We start from the raw sequence: 26,208 nt of genomic DNA, 5'->3' as shown, positions 1-26,208 counted from the left end.
TTATATTTAATGATCAATTAAATACTTGCAATACCCTCATAAGAGGGTATTTTTGCATAGATGATACGCATAATATCCCCTCTTAATAGACCTTACTATTGCATTAATCTAATCGTCTTTTCCCGTTATGATAATGGCAATTTTGACGAATCTGGTATCAATTTTTTACAACAGTTTTTACATAAACTCACCTAATCGATGCTAAAATAGTGTGACATACCATAATTGAAAAATTTCTATTGTGGGTTAATGATTTCAGTCTAATAAAATAACCTCATTAAAATGAAGTTAATAACAATAATTCAGCAAGGTTTTATGGTGAATTTAAACATAATAGCGTTGCGCAAGCTTGTGATAGAGCACATTGTGCTTGAAGCCAGCAAAACAGTGTATGCGAATGTAACAACGCTGCCGATTAACTCACTCTGTTGAATTTAACTTATGAAGAAAAATCATTGATAATAAAAGCTTTAATCATAGTGTACAGCTAATTTAAGCGTAAGCAATAGTTTCATCAAATTGATCATAAATACAAAGCATTGGTATGTTATTCCGACGGTCTGTACACCACATTCAGACATTGTCATAGATAGTGTTGAAGAAAATAATACATTCGCTAATCAGGTTAAGTGGGAGATAATACACTGACAGAGTATTATTTGATCGTTTGCAAACTAAATGGAAAAGAAAGAGTTGTTAAGCCATTTTGGCAAAAAAGTCTGTTATAAACGCTTATTAATTCGATGCTGATGTGCAAATCATTTCAATACTGTTTAACCAATGGTTATTGTCGAATAATCTGAATTCGTATCTTAAAAATCTGATCAATTGAATATTTATTTTAAATGGGTGACTATTTTTTGCACAATAAAATGCATTATAAATAATCTTTTTAGATAATCTTCACCATTAATCTTAACCGTTAACCTTATAAATAATAAAAATTTAATCAAAAATCGCATAAAAAATAATTCATTTTAGTATAAATTTTGATACGTCAATACGGTTGTTGATATGGCTACTCTTATATATACTCGTCATCGTAAAGTTAACAATTGAATTTACTAAGAGGAATAATTATGTCAAATAGCTATCAAAATGAAGTTCCCGCTTCACGTGTTAATATTCAACTAGACCTTCATACCGGTGGGGCTCAAAAGAAGGTTGAATTACCCTTAAAAATTCTTGCTATGGGAAATTACAGTCATGGTAAGGATACTCGTCCACTTATTGAGAGACAGAAAGTATCAATCAATAAAAATAATTTTGATGCCGTTTTAAAAGAATTAAATCCTCAAGCAACGATTTCAGTTCAGGATACGCTTGCCGGTGACAATTCTGAAGTTAACGTTAATCTCGATTTTCAATCGATGAATGATTTTAAACCAGAACAAGTTGCTAAAAAAATTCCCCAACTACGTTCACTGCTGGCTATGCGCAACCTGTTGAGAGATCTCAAATCTAACTTGATGGATAATGCAACATTTCGTCATGAGTTGGAAAAAATCGTTAAAGATGAACAACTTTCAGATGAACTTCGCGCAGAATTAAATGCCATTGTTGCCCAAAATACTCAAGAATAAATTTAGCAGTCGTAATTGTGCTGTAATTAACTAATTTGCAAGAAAAGCTGATGATCAAAATTGGATCATGATAAAAGGAATAGAACTATGTCAGAACAAAAAGTAGAACAATCAGTTCAAACGGTGACACAAGACGCCAGTGGCGTATATCAATCCTTGTTTAATAAAATTAATTTAAATCCGATCGATAAAGCACAGGATATGGATAAGTATGAAGACAATGATACTTTATCGGAATCTTCACCTAATGAACGCGTGACAATGGCGGTCAATATTTTACTAAAAATGATTCAAGATTCTTCACAAAAAATTGAAAAATTAGATAAGCATCTTCTAGATTATCATATTAGTCAAATTGACCAAAAATTAAGTCGGCAACTCGATGCCATTATGCATCATCCTGTTTTTCAAGAAATCGAAGCAACATGGCGTGGCTTAAAATTTTTAGTTGACCGTACTGACTTCCGTCGTAATGTAAAAATTGAATTATTAGACGTATCAAAAGATGACTTGCGTCAAGATTTTGAAGATGCGCCAGAAATTAACCAAACCGGTTTTTATCGTCATACTTACATTCAAGAATATGATACGCCGGGTGGTGAACCACTTGGTGTGACAATTTCTAATTATGAATTTGATCGTGGTCCACAAGATATTGCTCTATTACGAAACGTATCAAAAGTCGCTGCGGCAGCGCATATGCCATTTATTGCATCGGTTGGTCCAAAATTCTTCGGTAAGAAAAATATGGATGAAGTGGCTGCAATTAAAGACATCGCTAACTACTTTGATCGTGCAGAATACACTAAATGGAATAGTTTTAGAGAAACCGATGATTCACGTTATATTGGTTTAACCTTGCCAAGAGTATTGGCGCGTTTACCATATGGGCCAGAAACTGTGCCGGTGCGTAGCTTTAACTATGTTGAAGATGTTAAAGGTCCTGATCATGACCGTTATTTATGGGCAAATGCATCATTTGCTTTTGCTGCCAATATGGTACAAAGCTTTGTTAGCAATGGTTGGTGTGTACAAATTCGTGGTCCTCAAGCTGGTGGTTTAGTTGAAGATCTGCCAATTCATTTATATGATCTCGGTACGGGTAATCAAGTTAAAATTCCAACCGAAGTGTTAATTCCTGAAACCCGAGAGTTTGAGTTTGCTAATCTTGGCTTTATTCCACTATCTTTTTATAAAAACCGTGATTATGCTTGCTTCTTCTCTGCTAACTCGGCACAAAAACCAGCGATATATGATACCAAAGAAGCGACAGCGAATAGCCGTATTAATTCACGTTTACCTTACATTTTCTTACTTTCACGTATTGCTCATTATCTTAAAGTGATACAACGTGAAAATATTGGTGCAACTAAAGATCGCCGAGTTCTTGAACTGGAACTTAATAAATGGATTAATAACTTGGTGACGGAAATGACAGATCCAAGCGATGAAGTGCAAGCTTCTCATCCATTACGTCAAGCACAAGTTATTGTTGAAGATATAGAGGATAACCCAGGCTTCTTCAGAGTCAAAACATTCTTGGTGCCACATTTCCAAATCGAGGGAATGGATATTAATTTATCAATGGTATCACAAATGCCTAAAGCAAAAGCTTAAGCATTGAGAACAATGCTATGTTAAATGCAGAAATAAACTTTTGAGTTCGCCACCTCACCGGTCTAATAAGGTCAGTGAGGTGAGTTAAAAAGCCTATTTTTAAATTTTATATTTAAATTTGTTTATGACTGTCAAACAGGTATGAGATTTATAAGTTAATAATATCGTTCGCATCATTATAAATGCGTGCTACTAAATGATTCTTAATAAAGTGAGAACGGCTTTTAGTATTGCATAAAACGATCACATAAGTGGAGCTTAACAAAATAATGAAAATATATCGCCCGCTATGGAATGAAGGTGTATTTTTAACACCTGAACAATTTCAACAACAAACATTGTGGGAATCTTATAATAAACAACAATTAGCTAAACTGTACCTTGCAAATCCTTGGGGGATTGACCGTCTGCAAATTGATCAACAAATGTTGTTAGTTGATCGCCTTAGTGTAGAAACATTGAGCATGCGTTTTACAGATGGAGTACTTATTGATACTGATGTTTCAGATAACATTCCTATGGTTAGAAATTTAGCCTCAGAGGTTCCGGTAGCTGTTGATGAAGTTAAAGTTTATATTGGATTACCATTACTTAATGCGAATGGTGAAAATTGTGCTTATGATGAAAAGCTCATTGAAAAACCAACCCGATTCCGTCAAGAATGGGTGGAAGTTTCAGATTTACTCGGCAGCGGTCAAGAAATTATAGCGGTTGAACGATGTGCCTTAAGCTTTTTATTTGATTTTGAAGATCATAGTGAATACCTCACTTGTCCGATAGCGGTGTTAAAACGCGATTTAAATGGTCGATTTGTGTTAGATAATCAATATCTGCCACCAGTATTAAATTTACATCAACAAAACAGTACGTTACTTAAAGAATTAGAATTATTATGTATTCAAGTTCAAGCTAAACGCCAACGTTTAATGGGAATGCGCCATGAACGTAATCAACAAATGGCCGAATTTGCAGTTGCTGATGTGTCTTTATTCTGGTTACTTAATGCGTTAAATACTTTTGAACCCCAACTGAAATTTTTGCGCGATAACCCATCGTTACATCCAGAAAATTTATATCAAAAATTGGTCGCTTTTACTGGTGCGTTATTAACCTTCTCTCTGGAACATGATGTGGATGGTATTCCTGCTTATCAACACGATAATTTAAATGCCGTATTTCCTCCACTTTTTGAATTAGTGCGAAATTTGCTCGAAAAAAGTTTACCTTCACGTGTTATTAAAATTGATTTGGTACATGATAAAGATACTTTCTGGACAGGTCGCTTACATGATGCACGTTTAGTTGAAGAAGCTGATTTTTATTTATCTGTTCGATCCAGTATGCCTGGTCACCAACTTCAATCACAGTTTCCGATTTTATGTAAGGCTGGTGCACCGGATGATGTAAGACAAATTATTCACTCTGCACTATCAGGAATACCGATTAAAGCATTAAGTCACGTTCCGGCAGCGATACCGATGCGTTTAGAAAATCAGTATTTTGCATTAGATCTTTCACATGATTCAGCAAAAGCCATGTTATTGGCAAGATGTTGTGAGTTTTATATACCAAGATCGATACCCGATATTTCGTTAGAGCTTTTTGCGGTACTACGTACATAGGATTAGCATTATGAGTACTGAACAACAAAATATAGAAATTGATGAATTATTAAGAGAAACCGTTTTAACGGTAGTGCAACTAAAAGAAGGAACAGTAATTTCATCGGTTAGTAATCTTTATAAACAATGTAAACAACAAGTGATGATTCTACGTGAACAATTACATGCCGCGCATTTCAGTCAGGAGGTGATTGATGATATTAGTTATGCGCAATGTGCACTGTTGGATGAAACAGTACTGTTATGTAGTCAAAATAATAAACAAGCACAAAATTATGATGAATGGTTAGGTGCGCCATTACAAGTCGTATTTTTTAATACCAATAATGCTGGTCATGATCTCTTTGAAAAAATTCGCAATCGACTACGTGCCGACAAAAAAGAGTATTTAATCTTAAGCTGCTTTGATCGGGTATTAGGATTAGGGTTTCAAGGTTGTTATTTAAATCAGCCGCAAATGGAGCGCGAACATTTAATTATTGCCCTTAGAGAAGCTTTGCATTATCACGAGCCAGAACTTGAACATGCAATTATTGAACAAAACCGAAGTTTTCGCTATTTTGGGCGCAAAACCCTGCTGATGTTTTTTACCTTGCTGTCAATTGGATTGGTTATTGGTCTGTATTTTTTCTTAGATGATAGGCTCAATGCTCTTATTAAGCCATTAACTCAATAAAGGATAAGAGGTTAATAATGAACGATTATCCATGGCGTTTACAGATTATTTATAGTGTTATTCTAAGTTTAGTTTTACTATTGGTCTTCTTACCAATTGCAATTGGTTGGCAGATTATCGGTGTAATATTGATTTTAGGTGTAGCAAGTTTATTATTTTATCGCCAGCTCTCTTACCGAAAAAAATTAAATGCTTGCACTAAAAATATTGATTTCTTAACTCAAAAACTATCGTTATTACCGGCTAGGCAACGCTATCGGTTACCTATTTTGTTAGTGACCGGTAATTGCGCAAAACAATATTTTCCCGAGGATCTTACTTTAGCTGAGTCCAATATTATTATTTCATCAGAAGCGGTTTGGGTATATGTCGAAGAATATTCAGAGTTACCAATCGTTTTTGATTCACTAATAGCGCGTTGGCCAGATATGTTAGGCCGTATCGGTTTATTGTTGGCTATCACGCCTGAGTTAGAAAATAAACAGGGATTATTTACAGCTAAATTACAGTCATTCAGACAATCTTGGGTGGATACTTGTCGGATCGCTAAATATCAACTGCCAGTATATGTCTCAGCGCATATTGGTTTAAATAATATCCATTATCATGATGATGTGACATTACCTGTATATTGGTATCAAATTGTAGCGCGCCAAATTTACTTAATGGATGAGTATTTATCACCGATTGATAACTGGATAAATGATAAAAAACTTAACTCACAGGAACGTCAACAACGTTTATCGCTTCGTGCCATGTTGCAAGAATATGAGCAGTGGTTGAATGCGCATGTCTTAAGTGTATTGACAGATAATAAACAAACTATTGCTAAATGTGAACCAGAAGGGATAGCTATTTATCCATTAAATTCACATTTTATTCATGACAATTTATTCAGCCACACTATCAATCGACGGACAACACTTGATATTCCCAATCATTATTCGATTGCGGAAATTGTTACCCCACCAGATAGGTTGGTTAAATATATGCCGATTGCTTATCCATATTCGCCGAAGAGAAAAGCTATCTGCAATATGATAATGATCACTTCCTTATTTTTTATGGCGGGTCTCGGTGCTTCTTATTGGAATAATATCAAGTTAGCACAGCAGATTAACAATGATATTCAACATTATGATCTCATTGCCATGGATAGTTATGACGAAAAGTATAGAGCTTTAGCAATTTTGAAAGCAGATCGTCATTTACTGAATGACTACAATCAACAAGGCGTGCCGGTAAAATTAGGACTAGGGCTTTATCATGGTCAAGATTTACTGGTACCACTTAATCGTGCGATTGGTCGTTATGTTCCACCACCGCCACCCCCAGCACCGCCACCTGAACCAGAAAAAATTATCATTAAAGAAAAAGAGGTCGTTATTAAAGAATATCCTGTGATTCGGCTTGATAGTTTATCGTTATTTGAAAGTGGTAAAGCTTTGTTAAAACCTGAATCGACCAAAGTTTTAATCAATGCGCTTATGGAAATTAAAACCCAAATTAAACAAAACGATAATGCAGGTTGGTTAGTCTTAATTTCAGGGCATACCGATTCAACGGGTGATGCAAATAAAAACCAGCAGCTTTCATTAGAACGGGCTGCGGCAGTAAGGGATTGGATGATTAAAACCAGTGACATTCCGGAAACCTGTTTTGCTATACAAGGGTATGGCGCAAAAAAACCGTTGGTGAGTAATGATACTCCTGAGCAACGTTCACAAAATCGACGGGTGGAAATAAATTTGGTTCCTCAAATAACAACATGTCAATTGCTAGATGAGAACTAAATATTAAGTAATTAACAATAACAATAAGGAGATAATACTATGGCAGTACCTGCATATATGTTTTTAAAAGATGATGGTGGTTCTGAAATTAAAGGTTCAGTGACAGTAGAAGGCCGTGAGGGGAGTGTTGAAGTTGTTGAATTTGATCATCAAGTTTACATTCCTACTGACGGTAATACTGGTAAATTAACTGGTACACGTGTACACAAAGCCCTTGAGTTTGTTAAAGAGGTTGATTCTTCATCACCTTATCTTTACAAAGCAGTAACCACCGGTCAAAACTTAAAATCTGTTGAAATTAAATGGTATCAAATTGATAACGCGGGTCAGGAAGTTGAATATTTCAATACTTTCATGGAAGGGGTAAAAGTTGTTTCTGTTAAACCAGAAATGCACAACATCAAAGATCCAACAAAAGAACAATACAATCACTTAGAGCGTGTTGAACTGCGTTATGAAAAAATTACTTGGACTTTCAAAGATGGCAACATCATTCACTCAGACAGCTGGGTAGAAAGCCGAAGTTAATTTACTAAAAATCAGATGTCATCATGGCAATGATGGCATCTTTAACTATTTAGTTTTATCAATGACAGCATTATTAAAATACAGACTAATTAATCAAATGTATTTAAACACCAAGGCCTACTGACCGCAATAGCATCATGTTTACAGGGAAATTAAATACATTTGCTTAAGTAGTATCAAAGCAAAAACTGATTAGCGGATTTGTCGATGTGATAGTGTTTATAAAATTTTACCGCTATGACGCTAATCGTTAACACAATTTAAATAACAAAACATAATTATAATAAATTAAAAAGGAATCGCGATGATAACTGATCCATCTACACTATTACGACGACTCAATCCTTACTGTGCTAGAGCGTTAGAGTCTGCCGCTGGGCTATGCCAAACGCGCGCACATAGTGAGATCACATTAGCGCACTGGTTATTAAAATTACTTGAACAGGGTAATAGTGATATTACTATTATTGCACGTCACTATCAGCTAAACATGGATGGCATCTGGCAAGGATTGCTAAATTATCTTGATTCACTGCCACATAGCATTAATCAAAAGCCGAGTCTTTCAAGCTCATTAATGGAACTATTACAAGCTGCGTGGTTAAAAGCCTCTCTCGAAGATCATGAAGAACAGATCCGTTCTATCCATCTATTGCAAGCTTTACAAGAATCACCACAAAGTTTAAAAGCGCAGGATGCTTGGCAATTATTAAGCTTATCAGTGGTTGCTTTAAAACGTTTACGGCCAATGTTAGATGACAGTTCTGATGAAAACGTTCTGGCTCCCTTGGATAATCATCAACAAGTATCAGAAAATATTGAAAATGCGATTGCAACACAACCTGAAAATCATAAAGACACTCAAACCGCTTCAAAGGTTCAACCTTTGGTAGTTGAACAACAAAAACATCACCAAGCAGCGCTTAATCGTTTTTGTGAAAATATTACTGAAAAAGCTCATAGCGGAAAAATCGATCCTGTATTTGGTCGTGATAGTGAAATTCGCCAAATGATTGATATTTTATCCCGCCGTCGTAAAAACAATCCAATTTTAGTCGGTGAACCTGGCGTTGGTAAAACGGCATTAGTTGAAGGACTCGCCTTAAGAATTGTCGAAGGTAACGTGCCAACGAGTTTAAAAGATGTCACGATAATGACACTTGATTTAGGCTTATTACAGGCGGGTGCTGGCGTAAAGGGAGAATTTGAACAACGATTAAAAAACGTGATAGACGCTGTACAGCAATCACCAACACCGATTTTGTTGTTTATTGATGAAGCTCATACTATTATCGGTGCCGGTAATTCAGCTGGTGGCGCGGATGCAGCTAATTTATTAAAACCAGCTCTAGCGCGTGGTGAACTGCGTACGATTGCCGCGACGACATGGTCTGAATATAAACAATATTTTGAAAAAGATGCAGCACTAGAACGTCGATTTCAGATGGTCAAAGTTGATGAACCGAATGATGATAATGCTTGCTTAATGTTACGTGGTCTAAAATCACGATATGCCAAGCATCATGGCGTACATATTTTAGATGAGGCCGTAAAAACCGCCGTCACACTTTCTCGCCGTTATATCAGTGGTCGACAACTACCGGATAAAGCAGTGGATTTATTAGATACCGCATCAGCTCGAGTAAGAATGAGCTTAGATACCATCCCTGAGTCGATTACTAAACTTGAAGCAACTATCACCTCATTGCAATTGGAACAGGCAGCATTGATTGCCGATCAGGCATTGGGTGAACAAGATCTACAACCCCGAGTGATAGAGATTGATGCGCAAATTGCGTCGGTGACGAAAGTGCTTGCGAAAACTAAAGCGCAATTTGAACAAGAAAAAGCATGGGTAGAAAAACTGATAGAACTACGTGCTCAAGATAACGCACAAAATAAAAAAGTGATGAAACAAATCAGTGACGCTCAGCAACAACTGCATGAATTGCAAGCTAGTGCACCGCTGTTATCGCTTGATGTAGATAGTCGCACGGTTTCGACTGTCATAGCTGATTGGACAGGCGTGCCACTCGAAAGTTTGTTAAAAGATGAGCAAAGTCATCTATTACACATTGAGGACGATTTGCGTACACGCGTAGTCGGACAAGATGTCGCACTAGCGGAACTGGCAAAACGTATTCGCGCAGCCAAAACCGGCTTAACAGCTGAAGATGCGCCACTGGGCGTATTTTTATTGGTTGGTCCATCAGGTGTTGGTAAAACCGAATGTGCGCTGGCACTTGCGGATACGTTATTTGGTGGTGAACAATCTTTAGTCACAATTAACATGTCGGAATATCAAGAAGCGCATACGGTATCACAACTGAAGGGCTCGCCACCCGGTTATGTTGGTTACGGACAAGGTGGCGTATTAACCGAAGCGGTGCGAAAACGACCATATAGTGTTGTGCTGCTGGATGAAGTTGAAAAAGCCCATCGTGATGTTCTTAATCTATTTTATCAAGTGTTTGATCGTGGGTTTATGCGTGATGGTGAAGGGCGTGAAATTGATTTTCGCAACACCCTTATTTTAATGACCTCCAATTTAGGCAGTGATCAATTGATGGCACTATTTGAGGAAATGCCAGATGCACCAATTGCCACACAGCAAGAGTTATTGCGCCCTATCATTCGTGAACATTTTCAACCCGCATTATTAGCTCGTTTCCAAACCGTTATCTTTACTCCATTAAGTGGCGATGCTATGCGACAAATTGTTGAAATGAAGTTAGCTAAAGTCGCAAAACGCCTCAATCAACATTATCACATTCAATTTAAGGTGGGTGATGCGCTTTATAAACAGTTAGTCGATGCCTGTTTATTACCGGATACCGGTGCGCGTAATATTGACAGTATTTTAAATCAGCAAATTTTACCAGCAGTGTCTAATCTATTGTTACAAAAACGTGATATCAATAGTCAAGTATTGTGTCTTGATTTTATTGATGGTGAGGGAATTGTATTAGAGTGGAAAATGGATACAGCGCAATTAACGAGTAAACCAAAAGCAAAAAAAATATCATCACCAACAAATAAAAATAAAAAAACAACAAAAGGATCGTGATTTTACTCATTAGCCTAATATCAATTATTAGAGCATGGTACCAGAATATGGCGACAAAATATCAAGTTTTGTTGTGAAACCAAAATATGATGTAAAACCATAGATTTAACAGGAATACAGGAGTAACGCCGTGACTAAAGATATCAGTCAGGAACTGGAAAATTTTACTACAAAAATAACTCAACCAAGTCATAACCGTTATAGTTTAAACATTACTGGACTGACGGCCCCTTTATCTGTTTTATCAGTGAAAGGTCACGAACAGATAGATGCACCATGGCATTATGAGGTGACGTTCACCAGTAAGGATAAACATATTCAGATCGATTCCGTTTTAACGCAATCTGCCTCTTTTTCATTTCAACCGCAAAGCGTTAGTGATATGTTACAACATATCAGCTCTCTCGATACCCCGGCCATGCCACGCACGTTATATGGGGTGGTAACGGCATTTAGTCAGTTATCCATCAATGAAGACGAAGCACATTATCGGGTAGTGCTAGCCCCACGCTTGGCGTTGCTTGCCAATGAGCATTCATCTGCCATATATCAAAATCAAAGTGTGGTAAATGTGGTCGAAAGCGTGCTACGTCGCCATGGTTTTACTGGCGTGGATTATCGCTTAGCGCTAAAGGAGACTTATCCAGCACGGGAATTTATCACACAGTGGCAGGAAACCGATTTAGCTTTTGTGCAACGTTTGCTTGCCGATGTGGGAATATGGTTACGTTTTGAAAGCCACGCAGAGCATCACTGTGATGTATTGGTGATCAGTGATTTTGAACAAGGTCTAGCTGATGCTGGGCATATTGTGTATAAAGTTCCTAGCGGTATGGGGGATAACAGCCGCCACAGTGTATGGAATTTACAGTTAACCAGCAAAACCGTGACCCGTCAAGTGGTGGTGAATGACTATAACTATCGTGATGCTGAGGCAGATCGTTATGAGTTAGTCAATACCGAGCCGAAAGATAGCACAACGGTAGGTACGAACTACCGCTATGGTGAGCACTATAAAGCAAAAGGAGATCATCAACAGGTAGAAAGTGGTCATTGGTATGCCAAAATTCGCCATGAGCAGCACATCAGTGAAAAAGTTATTATTCACGGTAAAAGTAATGACTATAACCTAGCACCTGGTCAACGGATCGTAATCGACGACAGTCCGCTGGCGGAGATTAGCGAAGGAATCATTATTTTAAGTACCCAAAGTGATGGTGATCGAAGTAATGCTTATGAACTGAGCTTTACTGCCATCCCTTACGCGGTATTAAAACCGTACCGTCCGCAACCGAAAATCTGGCCACAAATTGGCGGTACATTACCAGCCCGTGTCAGCAGTCCGGCTAATGATACTTATGGCTATATTGATACAAAAGGGCGTTACCGGGTTAAGTTTGATTTTGATTTAACAACTTGGCGCAGTGGCGAAGAGAGCTTGTGGGTACGTTTGGCTAAACCATATGCTGGCGATACCTATGGTTTTCATTTTCCGCTAATTGATGGCACCGAAGTTGCGATAGCCTTTACCGATGGCAATCCTGATCGCCCCTATATTGCCCATGCAATGCATGATAGTACGCATCCTGACCATGTCAGCACAGCTAATAAGCACCGAAATGTTATTCGAACGCCGGCGAATAACAAACTACGGATGGATGACCAACGTGGGCAAGAACATATTAAATTAGCGACAGAGTATGGCAAAACACAGCTTAACATTGGTCATTTAGTTGATGAAACAAAGAAGAATCGCGGCCATGGTTTTGAATTGCGTACCGATGAGTGGGGGGCAATTCGCGCCGGCAAAGGATTGTATGTTACCACCGAAGAACAGTACAAAGCCGGTGATCTACAATGCAATATGGACAGTGCCATAAAAGAGCTTGAGCAAGCGTCGCAGATGGTGAAACGGCTTAATGAATTGGCACAAGCAGCGAAAGCAGAATTGGCTGATTTACAGACGCAGAAACAGCTGCTGGAACAAAATCTCGATCAACTCAACCAACCGGCCATTTTAAACTATGCGCCAGCGGGTATTGCCGATGTCACGCCAAGCTCGATCCAGCAGACCGCAGGTGAAAACATCATACAAACCGCGCAAAGCACAGTTGACATCAGTGCGTTTAAACGCTTTATGGTGACAGCCGGCAATATGATAAGTCTATTTGCTAACATGATGGGGATAAAAATCTTTGCTTCCAAAGGCAATGTCGATATTCAGGCCCAAAATAACGAAATGCACCTATCATCAAAACAAGCAATGAAAATCACTAGTACGGATAGCGAAGTAATTATCTCAGCCAGTAAAAAACTAACCTTAGTCTGTGACGGTGTGGCAATTGTTCTAGAAGGCGGCGGGATTAAATTTTATGCACCGGGCGATGTCACCGCGCTGGCGGCGAGCTTTGGTGTGGTTAGTCCTGAAAGTTACAATTCTTCAACCGTACAAATGCCGGCAGGAGTGAAATGTACGGAGGAAGGTTAATGGAACAACAATTATTAAATATATTGGCTAATGACAATAGTAGCCGGCAGTATCGTTATTTATTGATCGATGGGTTAACCACAGTGAGCGAAATAGATTTTATCGCTTTAGATAATATACAGGCTTTACTTGGTGAGCAGGCAATCGCTACTGTTATAAGACCCGATATATCTCATGATTTAAATTCGTGCCCTAAGTTAATAACCATCGCTAAACCTAATCAGGAACTGGATAAAAGGTTGTTACATTTTAGTGTAGTGCAGGCTCAAAATGAACGATTAAGTACTAAAAGTTATGTCTGTGGTTGGATGGTAAGTCAATACCCGCCTGAAATTATCACCGAACAGATGGTCAATATTGGTAAGCAACTAAGTAAATATTGCGCAATGGGTTTTGTACCATTTTATGAGCCATTTAGGATGCAATTATTACAAGAGGGTAATGCCATTTGTCCTGAATTTATCGCTGATATGTTAAACATGTTTCTCAATTATTGTTATCCAACCATACAAAATACCTTAAGAAATATTAAACAGTTAAATTATAAACCAAAAAATATTGACTTATTTATGGTTGAAGAAGCTAAGTTTTATCAACAAGAAGCGAAACAATTGTTTTTTCTTTATCTTGCTCAATATGAGATTTATCAAGAGATAAAAAAAGACACCAATCAAATTAGTTTACTCGAACTTGCCGAATACTATCGAGATGCATGGCAATATGGTTTGCAGGCAGTTAATGATAGGTTTATTTTTGCATTAATGTCTTATCGTTATGGTAATCATTTGCTAAGTAATATTGAACTAAAATCGGCTGTCGAAGCGGCGGTGCTTGAACCGGGCAGTTTATCTGATCGTTTCAAAGCAATTGATAAAGGTGTGTTTTTATCACTGGTCAAAAAAGAAATTGAATAAAGAGTGGATGGCAATCAATGAAGAATATAGATTTAAATGCAGAAAGACAACAAGAACTTAATGATATACTTATTTACGAAAAATCAGACTCAATTTCAATCTCAGCATTAGCTAATGGTCAGTGTGCTGCGTGTAAACGTCAAGGTTTTCCGATTTTTTTAGTGCGTAAAGCTATCATTCCTAAAGCATATAATAACAAAGATAATTACTGGTCTAATAAGATAATATCCTTGGGTCGTAGAGAGCCTGACGCTAATGAAGTATCGTTACAAACTCATGAATATGTTTATCGAACTTTACGCAAAGGGTATGTTTATATTCTGGCAAAAAGGTTTGATGGTAATTATGAACCTATTGGTTATGAGGTTACGCCATCAGGCATCTTTAGGCATAAAACACGCTATGATATGAAAGAACGCAATATTAAAGAAATTCCTGAATCATGTACCAAAGAAGCACACAGAATTCCAGGTTATTTTATTAATATTGATACGACGGTTTATAGTGATACGGCATATGTCGCTTATACCCGTAGAGCGTGGTCTGACAAAACGATACAAACCTATTTAGATATGGCAAAAGATGATCCAAAAAATATTCATCTGGCGCGATTTTCAAAAATAATGTTAACTGCTGAGGGGATTTCTAACTCAACAAAATTAAGTCTCGAACAACGAAGTTTTGCATTTAGTGAATTTTTTACGCCGGAAGGGCCTAAACTGCTGGAATTTGAATTACCCCAAGAGAAAGTTTATTGTCCAAATGAATCATTATCTCATTCATCTGGTGATAATCAGTCAGAAACAGATAACACCAAAAACGATAAACAGTTTAATCAGGCTTTATCTAAGAACTTATTTATAACTTATCATCCTTTTCGCTCATTTATGACAAAGAAAAATACCGAGAAGAAGGTAGAGCGTGAACAGATATATGATCATTTCATTGATTTACAAGGTCGCTTAATTAGCCGATTAATTCGAAAAGAAAATAGTCGAGATATTTCAGAGTCTGTGAAGGTTGCGGTGAGCGCTTTAGTTGTTGAAGATACCTTCGGACTTGCCGAGGAACTAAGCTACCAAAGGCAAATGAAAATTGGCCCAATTCTCGAATTTATCTATAACGCAGAACAGCAATATACCACCAAGATGCAACAAGAGTATGAAAAATTATATCTATCCACTGCCAGTATGTCAGAACAATTTGAAAAGCTTAAACAGGACTATGCAAAATCGCATAACGAAGAAGCAAAAATTTTGTTTGATGAACAGTATGGAAAAACATTTCAGACCTCTCAAGTCAAAGGTTATCATGGGCAGGTTTATACACGTAATAAAATAGCCGAAGGACCCATTAATGACGATTTTTTGCATGAAAAATACTATGCAAGTTATGATAATTTAGTCGCTTCCGGGGTACCCTATCGATATTTTAATGAAAAATTAATGCATATGCGTAAGCATAAATCGTATATTGATTGTTTTTATAATGAAATTGCTGAGCGATTTAGCGATACCGGTGATAAAGTTGTCTATGACTATTGTAAGACGAACTATAACCCAGAAATGCCGGTTTTGCCAACGATTTATCCGCATGCAGCCACCTATTTACGTGAGGGGTATATTGAACTACCCATTGATGAAAAAGAAAAAAGAGATCTTTTAGCAAGAATTAATGATAGCAATTTAACCACTGAATATTATGATGTTAGAAAATTTGTACTGCCTAATTCAGCTAAAGCCGAGCGAGAAAAAAAAATAGCCAAAGAGATAGAAAAGTATAAGATTAACTTAGCCGATTATCGTATAACACAATTTATGAGCGAAGAAGAAAAGGCTTACAATAAACTAATTGACGCAATTAAATCTCACTCCATCGACTACTACATCTATACTACTTGGTTATTTGGTTATAGTGAAAAAGGTACTACCTCAGTTCACACACCTCAAGCAGTTAAAACATACAATCAAGTCCCATTTTGGAAAATAGAATGTGATAGTAATAGTTCTAACAACCATATAGGTTATTTAACTGATTTTAATAACATCATTGGTACCCTCAGTTTAGGCAATATAAAATTAGACTATCAATATGGCTTATGGGATATTTTACTGCGCGATGAAGATACCATCTATTTTCATTTAATTAATGGTAATCCTAAAGATAACACCCCAACTTTTTGGTCGGCATTGCTTAACATCCGGCAGCAGTTGGATGAAAAATATTCGGAATTAAAATATCAGGTCAGTATAACCGGAGTTCAACCCAAAGAGGATATAATTGATTACGCAGCGCGCGCTACAGAAGCGATAAATCTGTTAATAGAACAGCATCAACATGATCTCGATAGTTTGTTTTTTCTGGAAAAGGGCGCCCACATATTAAATTTATATCAAATAATGATTTCTCGAGCCGTCAGCGCCGTAGCACAACGTGAACCGACCACCAGCCTAATTAATGATAAATTAATTCAAGCGCATTTTCTTGAAGCGGCGATGGTCATTGCCGGTGTAGTTGGCAAGGTTTTTTCATTTCAAGTCAACGCATCGCAATTAAAGTCTGTTTTGCGTGGGTTAGGAGCCAGCGCTAAGCTCTTTACGGCCAATGTTCTTAAAGATACTGATAACAAATTATCCCTACCACCGATTACCGAGGACTTGCCACTCAGTGAAGATAAACCAGTAGTTATTGATTATTTTCAAATCGCTGATGATACATTTGGTTTATTTAACGATTTGCATATGATTAATACCGTGCCATGGGCTGAATTTAAACAAGCCAAACTGGCGGGAATGGTACATGATATCAAAGAAATATGGCATCCAACTTCAAGCAGTTCATTTAAATTAATATCCTCTGATAGCGTAGCGACCATGTTAAATGGGATTAGTGCCTATTCTCATTACATGTTAATAGCGCATAACTATAAAATTCTTGATGGGCTGGGTATTGGGCAAACTCGCCAAGATGAGTTAAAAAGGGAAATTGTTAAAAACTTCACTCAATTAATCGTCAAATCAATTACGATTATGAGTGATTTATGTAGTAAACTTAAAATAAGTGCCTTTATAAATTCATTTTTTTCTCTTGGCTCAGTAAAGGCGTTGCTCGTGGAGAATGTGTTTAAATCCTTCAGTTCCATGGCTACCGTTTTGGGGGTCATTGGACCAATGATGTCATTATATGACGGTGTAATGTTGATCGTTAAGGCTAACACGACCAAAGATCTACCTTCCCATGTTCGTAGTCAGTATAGGCTTTGCGGTACATTAATGGTTATTTCGGCTTTAATTTGTTTAGCTAAAATTGGCGGGATATTGGCGATGTTAGGGCCAGCAGGGGCGGTTATTTATTTTATTGGCATTGTAATGGGGATTGCCGTTGCTATATATAGCCTGCTATTTGAAGATGAATCCGATAAGTGGAATCGAATGCAAACATGGTTTAATCGCTGTTTATTTGGGTTGTGGGGGCATCGTGATAAAGGTCAGCCTTACCCACCCACCTTTGAAGGCATTGCATTTTCAGCTAATGACTATTTTGTCGCGCGGTTAGGGATTGATGGTAATGTGCAAGTTTACGATGATTGCTATTATGTCGATGAGCTAATGCCGCTGGAACACGACCAATTTATTGAATATAACGAATCACATTATCAAACACGTGCTAGTTTCGTCAAAGGGCTGTATCTGTATTTGCATCTTCCTGGTTTTGATATTGATAATAGTGTTTATGAGTGTTCGGTTCGCTTGCAAAAAAGATGTGGCAGCCGTGCTACGGTCAATATATCGGTAACCACCGGAAAAGATTACCCAATAATCCAGCTTGGCGAGCAGCATCAGCTTGATCAGCCGGGAGCGAGCAAACAAACTATATTTGTACAGCGCGATGCGCGTTATTTAATGCCAATTTCGAAAAAAGATGATTTAAATGGTTTAGCGAAAGTAAAGTATATTGAACAAGTTGGGAGCGATCCTGAGGCCGTAGATAAAGGTGAAAGCCCCCATTACCAAATCCGCTATAAATTGGGCGAATTTTTGTCAGGTCAAATGGTAATCCGATGTAAATTATTTTACTACCCCAATGGCAAACAGACTAACGATGGTCAAGCGGTATTGCCGCTGATCCTAGATTATGAATACTGAGTTAACTAAAGGAGAATAACCGATGAAATATGGTCAATTAATCAGCGCCGTAGTCTTGGCATGCGGCTTATTGGGTTGTACCGATTTTGATGGTTCACTGAAAGAAAGGTTACAAGCGGAATATGATCGTATGAACGAAACCGGCAATCGGGCGATATGTTATTTAGCTGGTCATGTTCGGTTTCCGTATATTGATGACCCGACATTGGACGAGGGTAAAATTCCATCTAATTTAGTGAAATCTTACAATGCTAATTTAGAGCGGCTGGCTAAACGTTTACCGCTTTTTGCCGAGTTAGGGTTACTTGAGCGCCAACCGGTGAGTGAGGGCTCGCCGTATTTCCGTTATAGCCTGACTGAGGAAGGGCAAAAAGCCCTTTACTTTTGGCCCGGTCAAGGGGAAGGAGTTGCGCGTAATTTGAAAGATTATTCTTATTTCTGTTATGGTCGCCGGGTGATATTAAAGGTAACCGATATTGAGGATGTCAGAGCGGCCGGTGGCGAATATGTTTATACGGAAATTAGTTATGATAATCAACTTGAAAATGTGCCGGAATGGGCAAGGGATGATCGGTTAATGGCCTTATTTCAACAATTTACTAAAGAATATGAAGGTAAGACTTATAAAGGGTCAGGTCGGGTCATTAAAAAAGGCGGTGCTTACTATAATGCCGGTGGTATTGGCCGGCTAGCAATAGGCCAATATTAATGGCAAAGGAGAATAACCGATGAAATATGGTCAATTAATCAGCGCAGTAGTCTTGGCATGCGGCTTATTGGGTTGTACCGATTTTGATGGTTCACTGAAAGAAAGGTTACAAGCGGAATATGATCGCATGAACGAAACCGGTAATATGGCGATATGTTATTTAGCCGGGCATGTTCGGTTTCCGTATATTGATGACCCGACATTGGACGAGGGGAAAATACCATCTAATTTAGTGAAATCCTACAATGCTAATTTGGAGCGGCTGGCTAAACGTTTACCGCTTTTTACCGAATTAGGGTTACTTGAGCGCCAACCGGTGAGTGAGGGCTCGCCATATTTCCGTTATAGCCTGACTGAGGAAGGGCAAAAAGCCCTTTACTTTTGGCCCGGTCAAGGGGAAGGAGTTGCGCGTAATTTGAAAGATTATTCTTATTTCTGCTATGGTCGCCGGGTGATATTAAAGGTAACCGATATTGAGGATGTCAGAGCGGCCGGTGGCGAATATGTTTATACGGAAATTAGTTATGATAATCAACTTGAAAATGTGCCGGAATGGGCAAGGGATGATCGGTTATTGGCCTTATTTCAACAATTCACCAAGTATTATGAAGGTAAGACTTATAAAGGGGCTGGAAATGTCATCAAAAAAGACGGTGCTTACTATAATGCCGGTGGTATTGGCCGACTAGCGATAGGCCAATATTAATGGCAAAGGAGAATAACCGATGAAATATGGTCAATTAATCAGCGCCGTAGTCTTGGCATGCAGCTTATTGGGTTGTACCGATTTTGATGGTTCACTGAAAGAAAGGTTACAAGCGGAATATGATCGGATGAACGAAACCGGTAACCGTGCAATATGCTATTTAGCCGGGCATGTTCGGTTCCCGTATATTGATGACCCAACTTTGGACGAGGGAAAAATTCCAGCTGATTTAGAGCGCTACTATAACGTTAATCAAAAACGGTTAGCTATCCGTTTACCGCTTTTTGCCGAGTTAGGGTTACTTGAGCGCCAACCGGTGAGTGAGGGCTCGCCGTATTTCCGTTATAGCCTGACTGAGGAAGGGCAAAAAGCGCTTTACTTTTGGCCCGGTCAAGGGCCAGCGGGGGTATCGCGTGATTTGGATGATAAAGCCTATTTCTGTTATGGTCGCCGGGTGATATTAAAGGTAACCGATATTGAGGATGTCAGAGCGGCCGGTGGCGAATATGTTTATACGGAAATTAGTTATGATAATCAACTTGAAAATGTGCCGGAATGGGCAAGGGATGATCGGTTATTGGCCTTATTTCAACAATTCACCAAGTATTATGAAGGTAAGACTTATAAAGGGGCTGGAAATGTCATCAAAAAAGACGGTGCTTACTATAATGCTGGTGGAATTGGCCGGCTAGCGATAGGTCATTATTAATGGCAAAGGAGAATAACCGATGAAATATGGTCAATTAATCAGCGCCGTAGTCTTGGCATGTGGCTTATTGGGTTGTACCGATTTTGATGGTTCACTGAAAGAAAGGTTACAAGCGGAATATGATCGGATGAACGAAACCGGCAATCGGGCGATATGTTATTTAGCTGGTCATGTTCGGTTTCCGTATATTGATGACCCGACATTGGACGAGGGTAAAATTCCATCTAATTTAGTGAAATCTTACAATGCTAATTTAGAGCGGCTGGCTAAACGTTTACCGCTTTTTGCCGAGTTAGGGTTACTTGAGCGCCAACCGGTGAGTGAGGGCTCGCCGTATTTCCGTTATAGCCTGACTGAGGAAGGGCAAAAAGCGCTTTACTTTTGGCCCGGTCAAGGGGAAGGAGTTGCGCGTAATTTGAAAGATTATGCTTATTTCTGTTATGGTCGCCGGGTGATATTAAAGGTAACCGATATTGAGGATGTCAGAGCGGCCGGTGGTGAATATGTTTATACGATCATTCGTTATGATAATCAACTTGAAGGTGTGCCGGAATGGGCAAGGGATGATCGGTTATTGACCTTATTTCAACAGTTTACCAAGTATTATGAAGGTAAGACTTATAAAGGGTCAGGTCGAGTCATCAAAAAAGATGGTGCTTACTATAATGCCGGTGGTATTGGCCGGCTAGCGATAGGCCAATATTAATGGCAAAGGAGAATAACCGATGAAATATGGTCAATTAATCAGCGCCGTAGTTTTGGCATGCGGCTTATTGGGTTGTACCGATTTTGATGGTTCACTGAAAGAAAGGTTACAAGCGGAATATGATCGCATGAACGAAACCGGTAACCGTGCAATATGCTATTTAGCCGGGCATGTTCGGTTCCCGTATATTGATGACCCGACATTGGACGAGGGGAAAATTCCAGCTGATTTAGTGCGCTACTATAACGTTAATCAAAAACGGTTAGCTATCCGTTTACCGCTTTTTGCCGAGTTAGGGTTACTTGAGCGCCAACCGGTGAGTGAGGGCTCGCCGTATTTCCGTTATAGCCTGACTGAGGAAGGGCAAAAAGCGCTTTACTTTTGGCCCGGTCAAGGGCCAGCGGGGGTATCGCGTGATTTGGATGATAAAGCTTACTTCTGTTATGGTCGCAGGGTGATATTAAAGGTAACCGATATTGAGGATGTCAGAGCGGCCGGTGGCGAATATGTTTATACGGAAATTAGTTATGATAATCAACTTGAAAATGTGCCGGAATGGGCAAGGGATGATCGGTTAATGGCCTTATTTCAACAATTTACTAAAGAATATGAAGGTAAGACTTATAAAGGGTCAGGTCGGGTCATTAAAAAAGGCGGTGCTTACTATAATGCCGGTGGTATTGGCCGGCTAGCAATAGGCCAATATTAATGGCAAAGGAGAATAACCGATGAAATATGGTCAATTAATCAGCGCCGTAGTCTTGGCATGCGGCTTATTGGGTTGTACCGATTTTGATGGTTCACTAAAAGAAAGGTTACCTAAGTGAATTATTAAATATAAATATTATTAAAGCATCGTTTTCACTTTGCAACGATAATCCAAAAAGATAATCGCTAATAACTGATTGTTATATTTCATTAAATTAATGTTGACATTTATTAAATCAGTTTAAAAGTTAAACATAATTTAAACAAGCAAGATTGAAAATAACTTATGGTAAAAATTCAATATATCGTTCGAAGCGATCCAGCTAATTTTTTAGGCTATTTGCGAGGTCATCGCTTTAATTTTGAAACATTGAACGGCAACGCACAAAGTCGTGACTACTTTTAGCTAAGATATTGATCATGGAATATGTACTGTAAACCCAGAACTAACCGTTGATTATCATTTTTCAACTGTTAGTAATGGCATTCGTAGTGACAACAATAACAACAAAATAGTATAAGGAAATAACAATACAATGGATAAAACACTAACTAACTATTTAACCGATCCTACTTATGATAATAAATACTGTTATTTACTCATCGATATGTTGGGTTATGTGAGCGAGATAAGCCCTCTTCATTTGGATAATATAAAAGAGAATGTGAAATCGGATCAAATCGCTATAATTGCCCGCCCTGAACTGGCTTATGATTTAAATGCTTGTCCACACTTAATTGTTATCAAAGAGCCCAATGAAAAATTAAATAATAAATTGGTTAGAGCCAGCGTTGGCATTGTAATCAGAGAACATTTATTCACCAAAAATTATATCTGCGGATGGATAGTGAGTGAGTTTCCACCGGAGGTATTAGCCCAAAAATGTCTCGATTTTGGTTCACAATGTGGGCGACTATTTAACCTGCCATTTTTAACGTTTTATGAGCCTTTTAGAATGCAATTGTTACAGGATTGTAATGGCTTTTTTCCGCATTGGTTGCCCAGTATTATTAATTGGTGTGACAGCTATTTTTATGCGGATGTTAGTCAAACGATTCGCACTATTCAGCCTATTCGTGATTTCGATCCTATGGATCGTGTATTGACAGAAGAAGAAAAATATTATCAGCATCAGGCAAAAAATTTACTCGCCTTATATAAGGCGTGGAACAATATTTATTTGAAACTGAATAAAACGACGGTTTCAGGCAATAAAGCGCAACTGGTTAAATTTTGCCAATACAGTTATCAGGCACGAACCTTAGGCATTAACGATGTTAAAGATCATGATATTTTTGTTTTACTATCAATGAAGTATGGCTCATTGCTAAACAACGAAGAGATAAAAAATGCGATTTTGGCCAGTCAAGATGAACCAGGGACGCTAGCAGAAAGATTAAAACAGATCGATATTGCAAAATTTGTGGCGTCATCTAATAAAAATTAAAGGGAAATAGTATGACAGATAACATTCGATCAAATGAAGAAAAGAAACTAGAGCAAGAGAATAACAAATACCAAGCTGATCATGATGTTATTTATGAAGAATATCATCAGAAGACCGCTTCTAGTATGGCAGATGGTAACTGTGCGTTATGTAAACGTAAAGGTATTACGCTGTTTTTGACCCGTAAATCGATCTTGCCTAAAGGTTTTAGAAATATTGCCTGGTCAAAAGGCATGGCAAAGTTAGATGGTGAACCAGCAATCGATTTAACAACACATGAATATGCTTACCGGATGTTAAGAGAAGGTTTTGTTTATATTTTATTAGAAACCAACGATAAAAAACGTTGTTATTTAGGGTATGAAGTGACGGCGCAAGGGCTGTACCGTCATAAAGCGATTGAAGAAATGGCAACGTTACATCCGAAAGAAGCACCAAAAGCCTGTCTTAGTAGTGCCGATAAACATTATTTAAGAGGATATTTTATTACGATAGATTCAGTTAATGATATGTATACCAAGGCATGGATTGCATATAGTCATCGTAGCTGGTCAAAAAAAGTTCGAGATTATTACATCGATTTAGACGAAGCGCAGTTGACAACAAGATTTGTCGCCATCGATTTACATAATGTGTTGGGCGATAAAAATCATTCACGGTTATTTCCATTAAGCGATTTTGAATCGCAATCAAAATATTTAGTTGAGCTTGAATGTCGTCAACAAGATATTGGATTTTATTATAAAGATATTCAAGATGATGAGTCGGGTAAAAAATTAAATTCATCGGTTTTTTATAGCTCAAGCTACTTTAATAGTATCAAAGATAATAAAGCGGCCTTTTTCAAAAACTCGCTGAGTTTAAAACCAGCAATTTATAATCAAGAAGCAGCAGTACTGGTTTTAGATGATTTGTTTGGCGTGGCTGAAGAATTAGCGATCAGTAAAAGGCAAAATATCATTCCCCTTGTCAATCGTTTACAAAATATAGATAAAAGTATTTATGAAGCAATGCGTGATGACTACAACCAAAAACTGTTGTCGGTATCAGATAAAGAAATGTCACCAACCGATATCGTAAGTAGTCAGAAAGAAATCGAAAAAGAATCCAATCCGATTATCTATGATGCCAAGAACACAGAAAACAAGTTGGATCTAAAAATCAATGAACAGCTTTTCAAACTTGAGCCCATTCCGCGTAATGTGTTGGGTGACATGATGAATAAAGTGTTAACAATGTCGTCTCCAACGCTCACAATGGTTGATGGTGGCTTGTATTTGAGTGACTACCTTCGCGCAGCTACTCGGGAAGAGCAAATTGTCAATTATTATTCAGAACAACTGGAAAAGGGTAACACAGAGAAATTAGATTATTTTAGTCCGGATCTCAGTTACCGGCGTCAAGTGAAGCATTGTATCAACATCTTTCATTCATTATTAAAAAATAAAAATGCCAACAATAAAGAAGATGTTCGTTATATTTTTTATAATCATGCCGGTGATGTTTTAGGAATTAAAGGCGCAAATCATAATGTTTTTGCATACTCATTAGAGCAATCCGTTACGATGGACAGCGGTAACATGAATGAAATAGCATCCCCCCGTTATAAATTTATGATTAACTATCCTGGAATTGATATTTCTTATATGCGATATATTAGTTACATGGATAGTGATGCGGTAAAACGCGCTGTAAAACCTGAAAGTTACGGCAGTTGCCAGCAGATTAAGTTTAATAAAGATGAGGAAAGCAAAGTCAAGGCCGCTTATCAGAAGTCATTAAATAACATACTGATTAATGATGTAGGTTATAGCTATTCGGGGCCTGAAACGGATAAGATTAACTATTTAAGGAAAACAACAGGAAAACAGCATTTAACCCGAAAAGATTTAGAGATTGCCAAAGTTGAAAAATATATTTATCCCGAAACCGAATTGATAAATTCCGAGAAAGATTTTGATGAAGAGTGGAAAAAATATAAAGATAGACTCAGTGAAAAGAAAATCATAAAGTTTGACGAAATCGATAAAGTCGCTTTTGAAACGATTAAAAAGAAAATTATAGCGTATTCAGAAGATCATAAAAATTATATCAAGTGGTTATTTACGCTAGCTAAGCCAACGGAAAAGGCTGAAATTAATGAAAATACTTTTTGGCTGATTGAAGTGGAAGCGAATAGCTCAGATGCTCATTTAGGTTGTATGTCTGATATTGTGAATATGTTGGATGGTGGCTATTTAGGGGATATTAAATTAGATTCAGAATTTGAAATCTGGAATAATTTAATAAACGATAATCATAATTTATTCGTTCATGCTTTAATGGGTAAGGAGGGCGGCTTATGGCAAGCGATCATAGAGAGCAAGCAAGCGGGTTATGAAAATCAACAATTACTAAGTATCGCTCAAATAATGACCCAGATAGCCGAGAAAACCGATAAGTTTATGGGCATTGAGATCCAAATGGGGCATGAATCAGAAGCCATTTCAATGACCCAACGTCTGATTCAGCGTTTTACAATAACAGCGGCTGCCGGCATGGCTCATTTCCCCAATGGGAGTACCGTGTCGAATGCCCTTATTGCAAAATCCTTCTTTATGGATGCAAGTTTAGTGACCTCAGATATTTATTTGCATTCATTTGGCGCCAGAGTCGCTTATAATCAATTACCGCATATCATGAAGGAATTAGAAACCAGACTGCCTCAACTAAAGGGTATTAATAGCTACCGTTTTCCGGATCTGACTGTTCAAGGTGGTAGTTATGAGGTGATACGCAATATTCAGGGC

17 protein-coding genes are annotated in these 26,208 nt (G+C 37.9%); all 17 read left to right on the top strand.

Annotated elements, in window-relative coordinates; genetic code table 11:
* Positions 1–1,079: 1,079 nt before the first annotated feature.
* Entirely contained in the window at positions 1,080–1,583 is a 504-nt protein-coding gene (gene tssB / locus FcAc13_RS09445; protein ID WP_187755977.1) for a type VI secretion system contractile sheath small subunit, read from the top strand.
* An 87-nt stretch (positions 1,584–1,670) separates the two neighbouring features.
* Complete coding sequence (gene tssC / locus FcAc13_RS09440) at positions 1,671–3,200, top strand: type VI secretion system contractile sheath large subunit (RefSeq protein ID WP_187755976.1); 1,530 nt, start codon at positions 1,671–1,673, stop codon at positions 3,198–3,200.
* A gap of 269 nt (positions 3,201–3,469) precedes the next feature.
* Positions 3,470–4,822: a type VI secretion system baseplate subunit TssK gene (tssK, locus tag FcAc13_RS09435; RefSeq protein WP_187755975.1), complete on the top strand. Its 1,353-nt coding sequence runs from the start codon at positions 3,470–3,472 to the stop codon at positions 4,820–4,822.
* Positions 4,823–4,832: 10 nt separating this feature from the next.
* Positions 4,833–5,498, top strand: coding sequence for a type VI secretion system protein TssL, short form (gene tssL, locus FcAc13_RS09430; RefSeq protein ID WP_187755974.1), 666 nt, complete (start codon positions 4,833–4,835; stop codon positions 5,496–5,498).
* A gap of 17 nt (positions 5,499–5,515) precedes the next feature.
* Positions 5,516–7,291 (top strand): OmpA family protein, encoded by a 1,776-nt coding sequence (locus tag FcAc13_RS09425; protein WP_187755973.1) that lies wholly within the window; start codon positions 5,516–5,518, stop codon positions 7,289–7,291.
* A 39-nt stretch (positions 7,292–7,330) separates the two neighbouring features.
* Complete coding sequence (locus tag FcAc13_RS09420; protein ID WP_187755972.1) at positions 7,331–7,819, top strand: Hcp family type VI secretion system effector; 489 nt, start codon at positions 7,331–7,333, stop codon at positions 7,817–7,819.
* A gap of 304 nt (positions 7,820–8,123) precedes the next feature.
* Positions 8,124–10,886, top strand: a complete 2,763-nt coding sequence (gene tssH / locus FcAc13_RS09415; protein WP_187755971.1) for a type VI secretion system ATPase TssH — start codon at positions 8,124–8,126, stop codon at positions 10,884–10,886.
* Positions 10,887–11,016: 130 nt separating this feature from the next.
* Positions 11,017–13,374, top strand: coding sequence for a type VI secretion system tip protein VgrG (locus FcAc13_RS09410; protein WP_187755970.1), 2,358 nt, complete (start codon positions 11,017–11,019; stop codon positions 13,372–13,374).
* Positions 13,374–14,288: a V-type proton ATPase subunit F family protein gene (locus tag FcAc13_RS09405; RefSeq protein WP_187755969.1), complete on the top strand. Its 915-nt coding sequence runs from the start codon at positions 13,374–13,376 to the stop codon at positions 14,286–14,288. The genes FcAc13_RS09410 and FcAc13_RS09405 overlap by 1 nt, the downstream gene beginning before the upstream one ends.
* Positions 14,289–14,305: 17 nt before the next feature.
* Positions 14,306–18,433: a toxin VasX gene (locus FcAc13_RS09400; protein WP_187755968.1), complete on the top strand. Its 4,128-nt coding sequence runs from the start codon at positions 14,306–14,308 to the stop codon at positions 18,431–18,433.
* 22 nt (positions 18,434–18,455) lie between these two features.
* Positions 18,456–19,142 carry a hypothetical protein gene (locus FcAc13_RS09395; RefSeq protein WP_187755967.1) on the top strand — a complete coding sequence of 229 codons (687 nt, stop codon included), beginning with the start codon at positions 18,456–18,458 and terminating at the stop codon, positions 19,140–19,142.
* 19 nt (positions 19,143–19,161) lie between these two features.
* Positions 19,162–19,848: a hypothetical protein gene (locus tag FcAc13_RS09390; protein WP_187755966.1), complete on the top strand. Its 687-nt coding sequence runs from the start codon at positions 19,162–19,164 to the stop codon at positions 19,846–19,848.
* A gap of 19 nt (positions 19,849–19,867) precedes the next feature.
* Positions 19,868–20,557: a helix-turn-helix domain-containing protein gene (locus tag FcAc13_RS09385; protein ID WP_187755965.1), complete on the top strand. Its 690-nt coding sequence runs from the start codon at positions 19,868–19,870 to the stop codon at positions 20,555–20,557.
* A gap of 19 nt (positions 20,558–20,576) precedes the next feature.
* On the top strand, positions 20,577–21,263 hold the full coding sequence (locus tag FcAc13_RS09380; protein ID WP_187755964.1) for a hypothetical protein: 687 nt from the start codon (positions 20,577–20,579) through the stop codon (positions 21,261–21,263).
* A 19-nt stretch (positions 21,264–21,282) separates the two neighbouring features.
* Positions 21,283–21,972 (top strand): helix-turn-helix domain-containing protein, encoded by a 690-nt coding sequence (locus FcAc13_RS09375; RefSeq protein ID WP_187755963.1) that lies wholly within the window; start codon positions 21,283–21,285, stop codon positions 21,970–21,972.
* A gap of 535 nt (positions 21,973–22,507) precedes the next feature.
* Positions 22,508–23,419, top strand: a complete 912-nt coding sequence (locus FcAc13_RS09370) for a hypothetical protein (RefSeq protein WP_187755962.1) — start codon at positions 22,508–22,510, stop codon at positions 23,417–23,419.
* Positions 23,420–23,430: 11 nt separating this feature from the next.
* Positions 23,431–26,208 (top strand): toxin VasX (locus FcAc13_RS09365; protein ID WP_187755961.1); only part of this gene is annotated, 2,778 nt, incomplete at its 3' end.

Origin of the sequence: Frischella japonica, from assembly GCF_014489845.1 — a bacterium.
Lineage (GTDB): Bacteria > Pseudomonadota > Gammaproteobacteria > Enterobacterales > Orbaceae > Frischella > Frischella japonica.
The sequence above is the reverse complement of the archived record's forward strand: the minus strand, read 5'-3'. Positions and strand labels throughout refer to the sequence as shown.

What these genes read in the sequence shown, in the direction of transcription:
- tssB (WP_187755977.1), top strand. Translation starts at nt 1,080, where the DNA reads ATGTCAAATAGCTATCAAAATGAAGTTCCCGCTTCACGTGTTAATATT.
- tssC (WP_187755976.1), top strand. Translation starts at nt 1,671, where the DNA reads ATGTCAGAACAAAAAGTAGAACAATCAGTTCAAACGGTGACACAAGAC.
- tssK (WP_187755975.1), top strand. Translation starts at nt 3,470, where the DNA reads ATGAAAATATATCGCCCGCTATGGAATGAAGGTGTATTTTTAACACCT.
- tssL (WP_187755974.1), top strand. Translation starts at nt 4,833, where the DNA reads ATGAGTACTGAACAACAAAATATAGAAATTGATGAATTATTAAGAGAA.
- FcAc13_RS09425 (WP_187755973.1), top strand. Translation starts at nt 5,516, where the DNA reads ATGAACGATTATCCATGGCGTTTACAGATTATTTATAGTGTTATTCTA.
- FcAc13_RS09420 (WP_187755972.1), top strand. Translation starts at nt 7,331, where the DNA reads ATGGCAGTACCTGCATATATGTTTTTAAAAGATGATGGTGGTTCTGAA.
- tssH (WP_187755971.1), top strand. Translation starts at nt 8,124, where the DNA reads ATGATAACTGATCCATCTACACTATTACGACGACTCAATCCTTACTGT.
- FcAc13_RS09405 (WP_187755969.1), top strand. Translation starts at nt 13,374, where the DNA reads ATGGAACAACAATTATTAAATATATTGGCTAATGACAATAGTAGCCGG.
- FcAc13_RS09400 (WP_187755968.1), top strand. Translation starts at nt 14,306, where the DNA reads ATGAAGAATATAGATTTAAATGCAGAAAGACAACAAGAACTTAATGAT.
- FcAc13_RS09395 (WP_187755967.1), top strand. Translation starts at nt 18,456, where the DNA reads ATGAAATATGGTCAATTAATCAGCGCCGTAGTCTTGGCATGCGGCTTA.
- FcAc13_RS09390 (WP_187755966.1), top strand. Translation starts at nt 19,162, where the DNA reads ATGAAATATGGTCAATTAATCAGCGCAGTAGTCTTGGCATGCGGCTTA.
- FcAc13_RS09385 (WP_187755965.1), top strand. Translation starts at nt 19,868, where the DNA reads ATGAAATATGGTCAATTAATCAGCGCCGTAGTCTTGGCATGCAGCTTA.
- FcAc13_RS09380 (WP_187755964.1), top strand. Translation starts at nt 20,577, where the DNA reads ATGAAATATGGTCAATTAATCAGCGCCGTAGTCTTGGCATGTGGCTTA.
- FcAc13_RS09375 (WP_187755963.1), top strand. Translation starts at nt 21,283, where the DNA reads ATGAAATATGGTCAATTAATCAGCGCCGTAGTTTTGGCATGCGGCTTA.
- FcAc13_RS09370 (WP_187755962.1), top strand. Translation starts at nt 22,508, where the DNA reads ATGGATAAAACACTAACTAACTATTTAACCGATCCTACTTATGATAAT.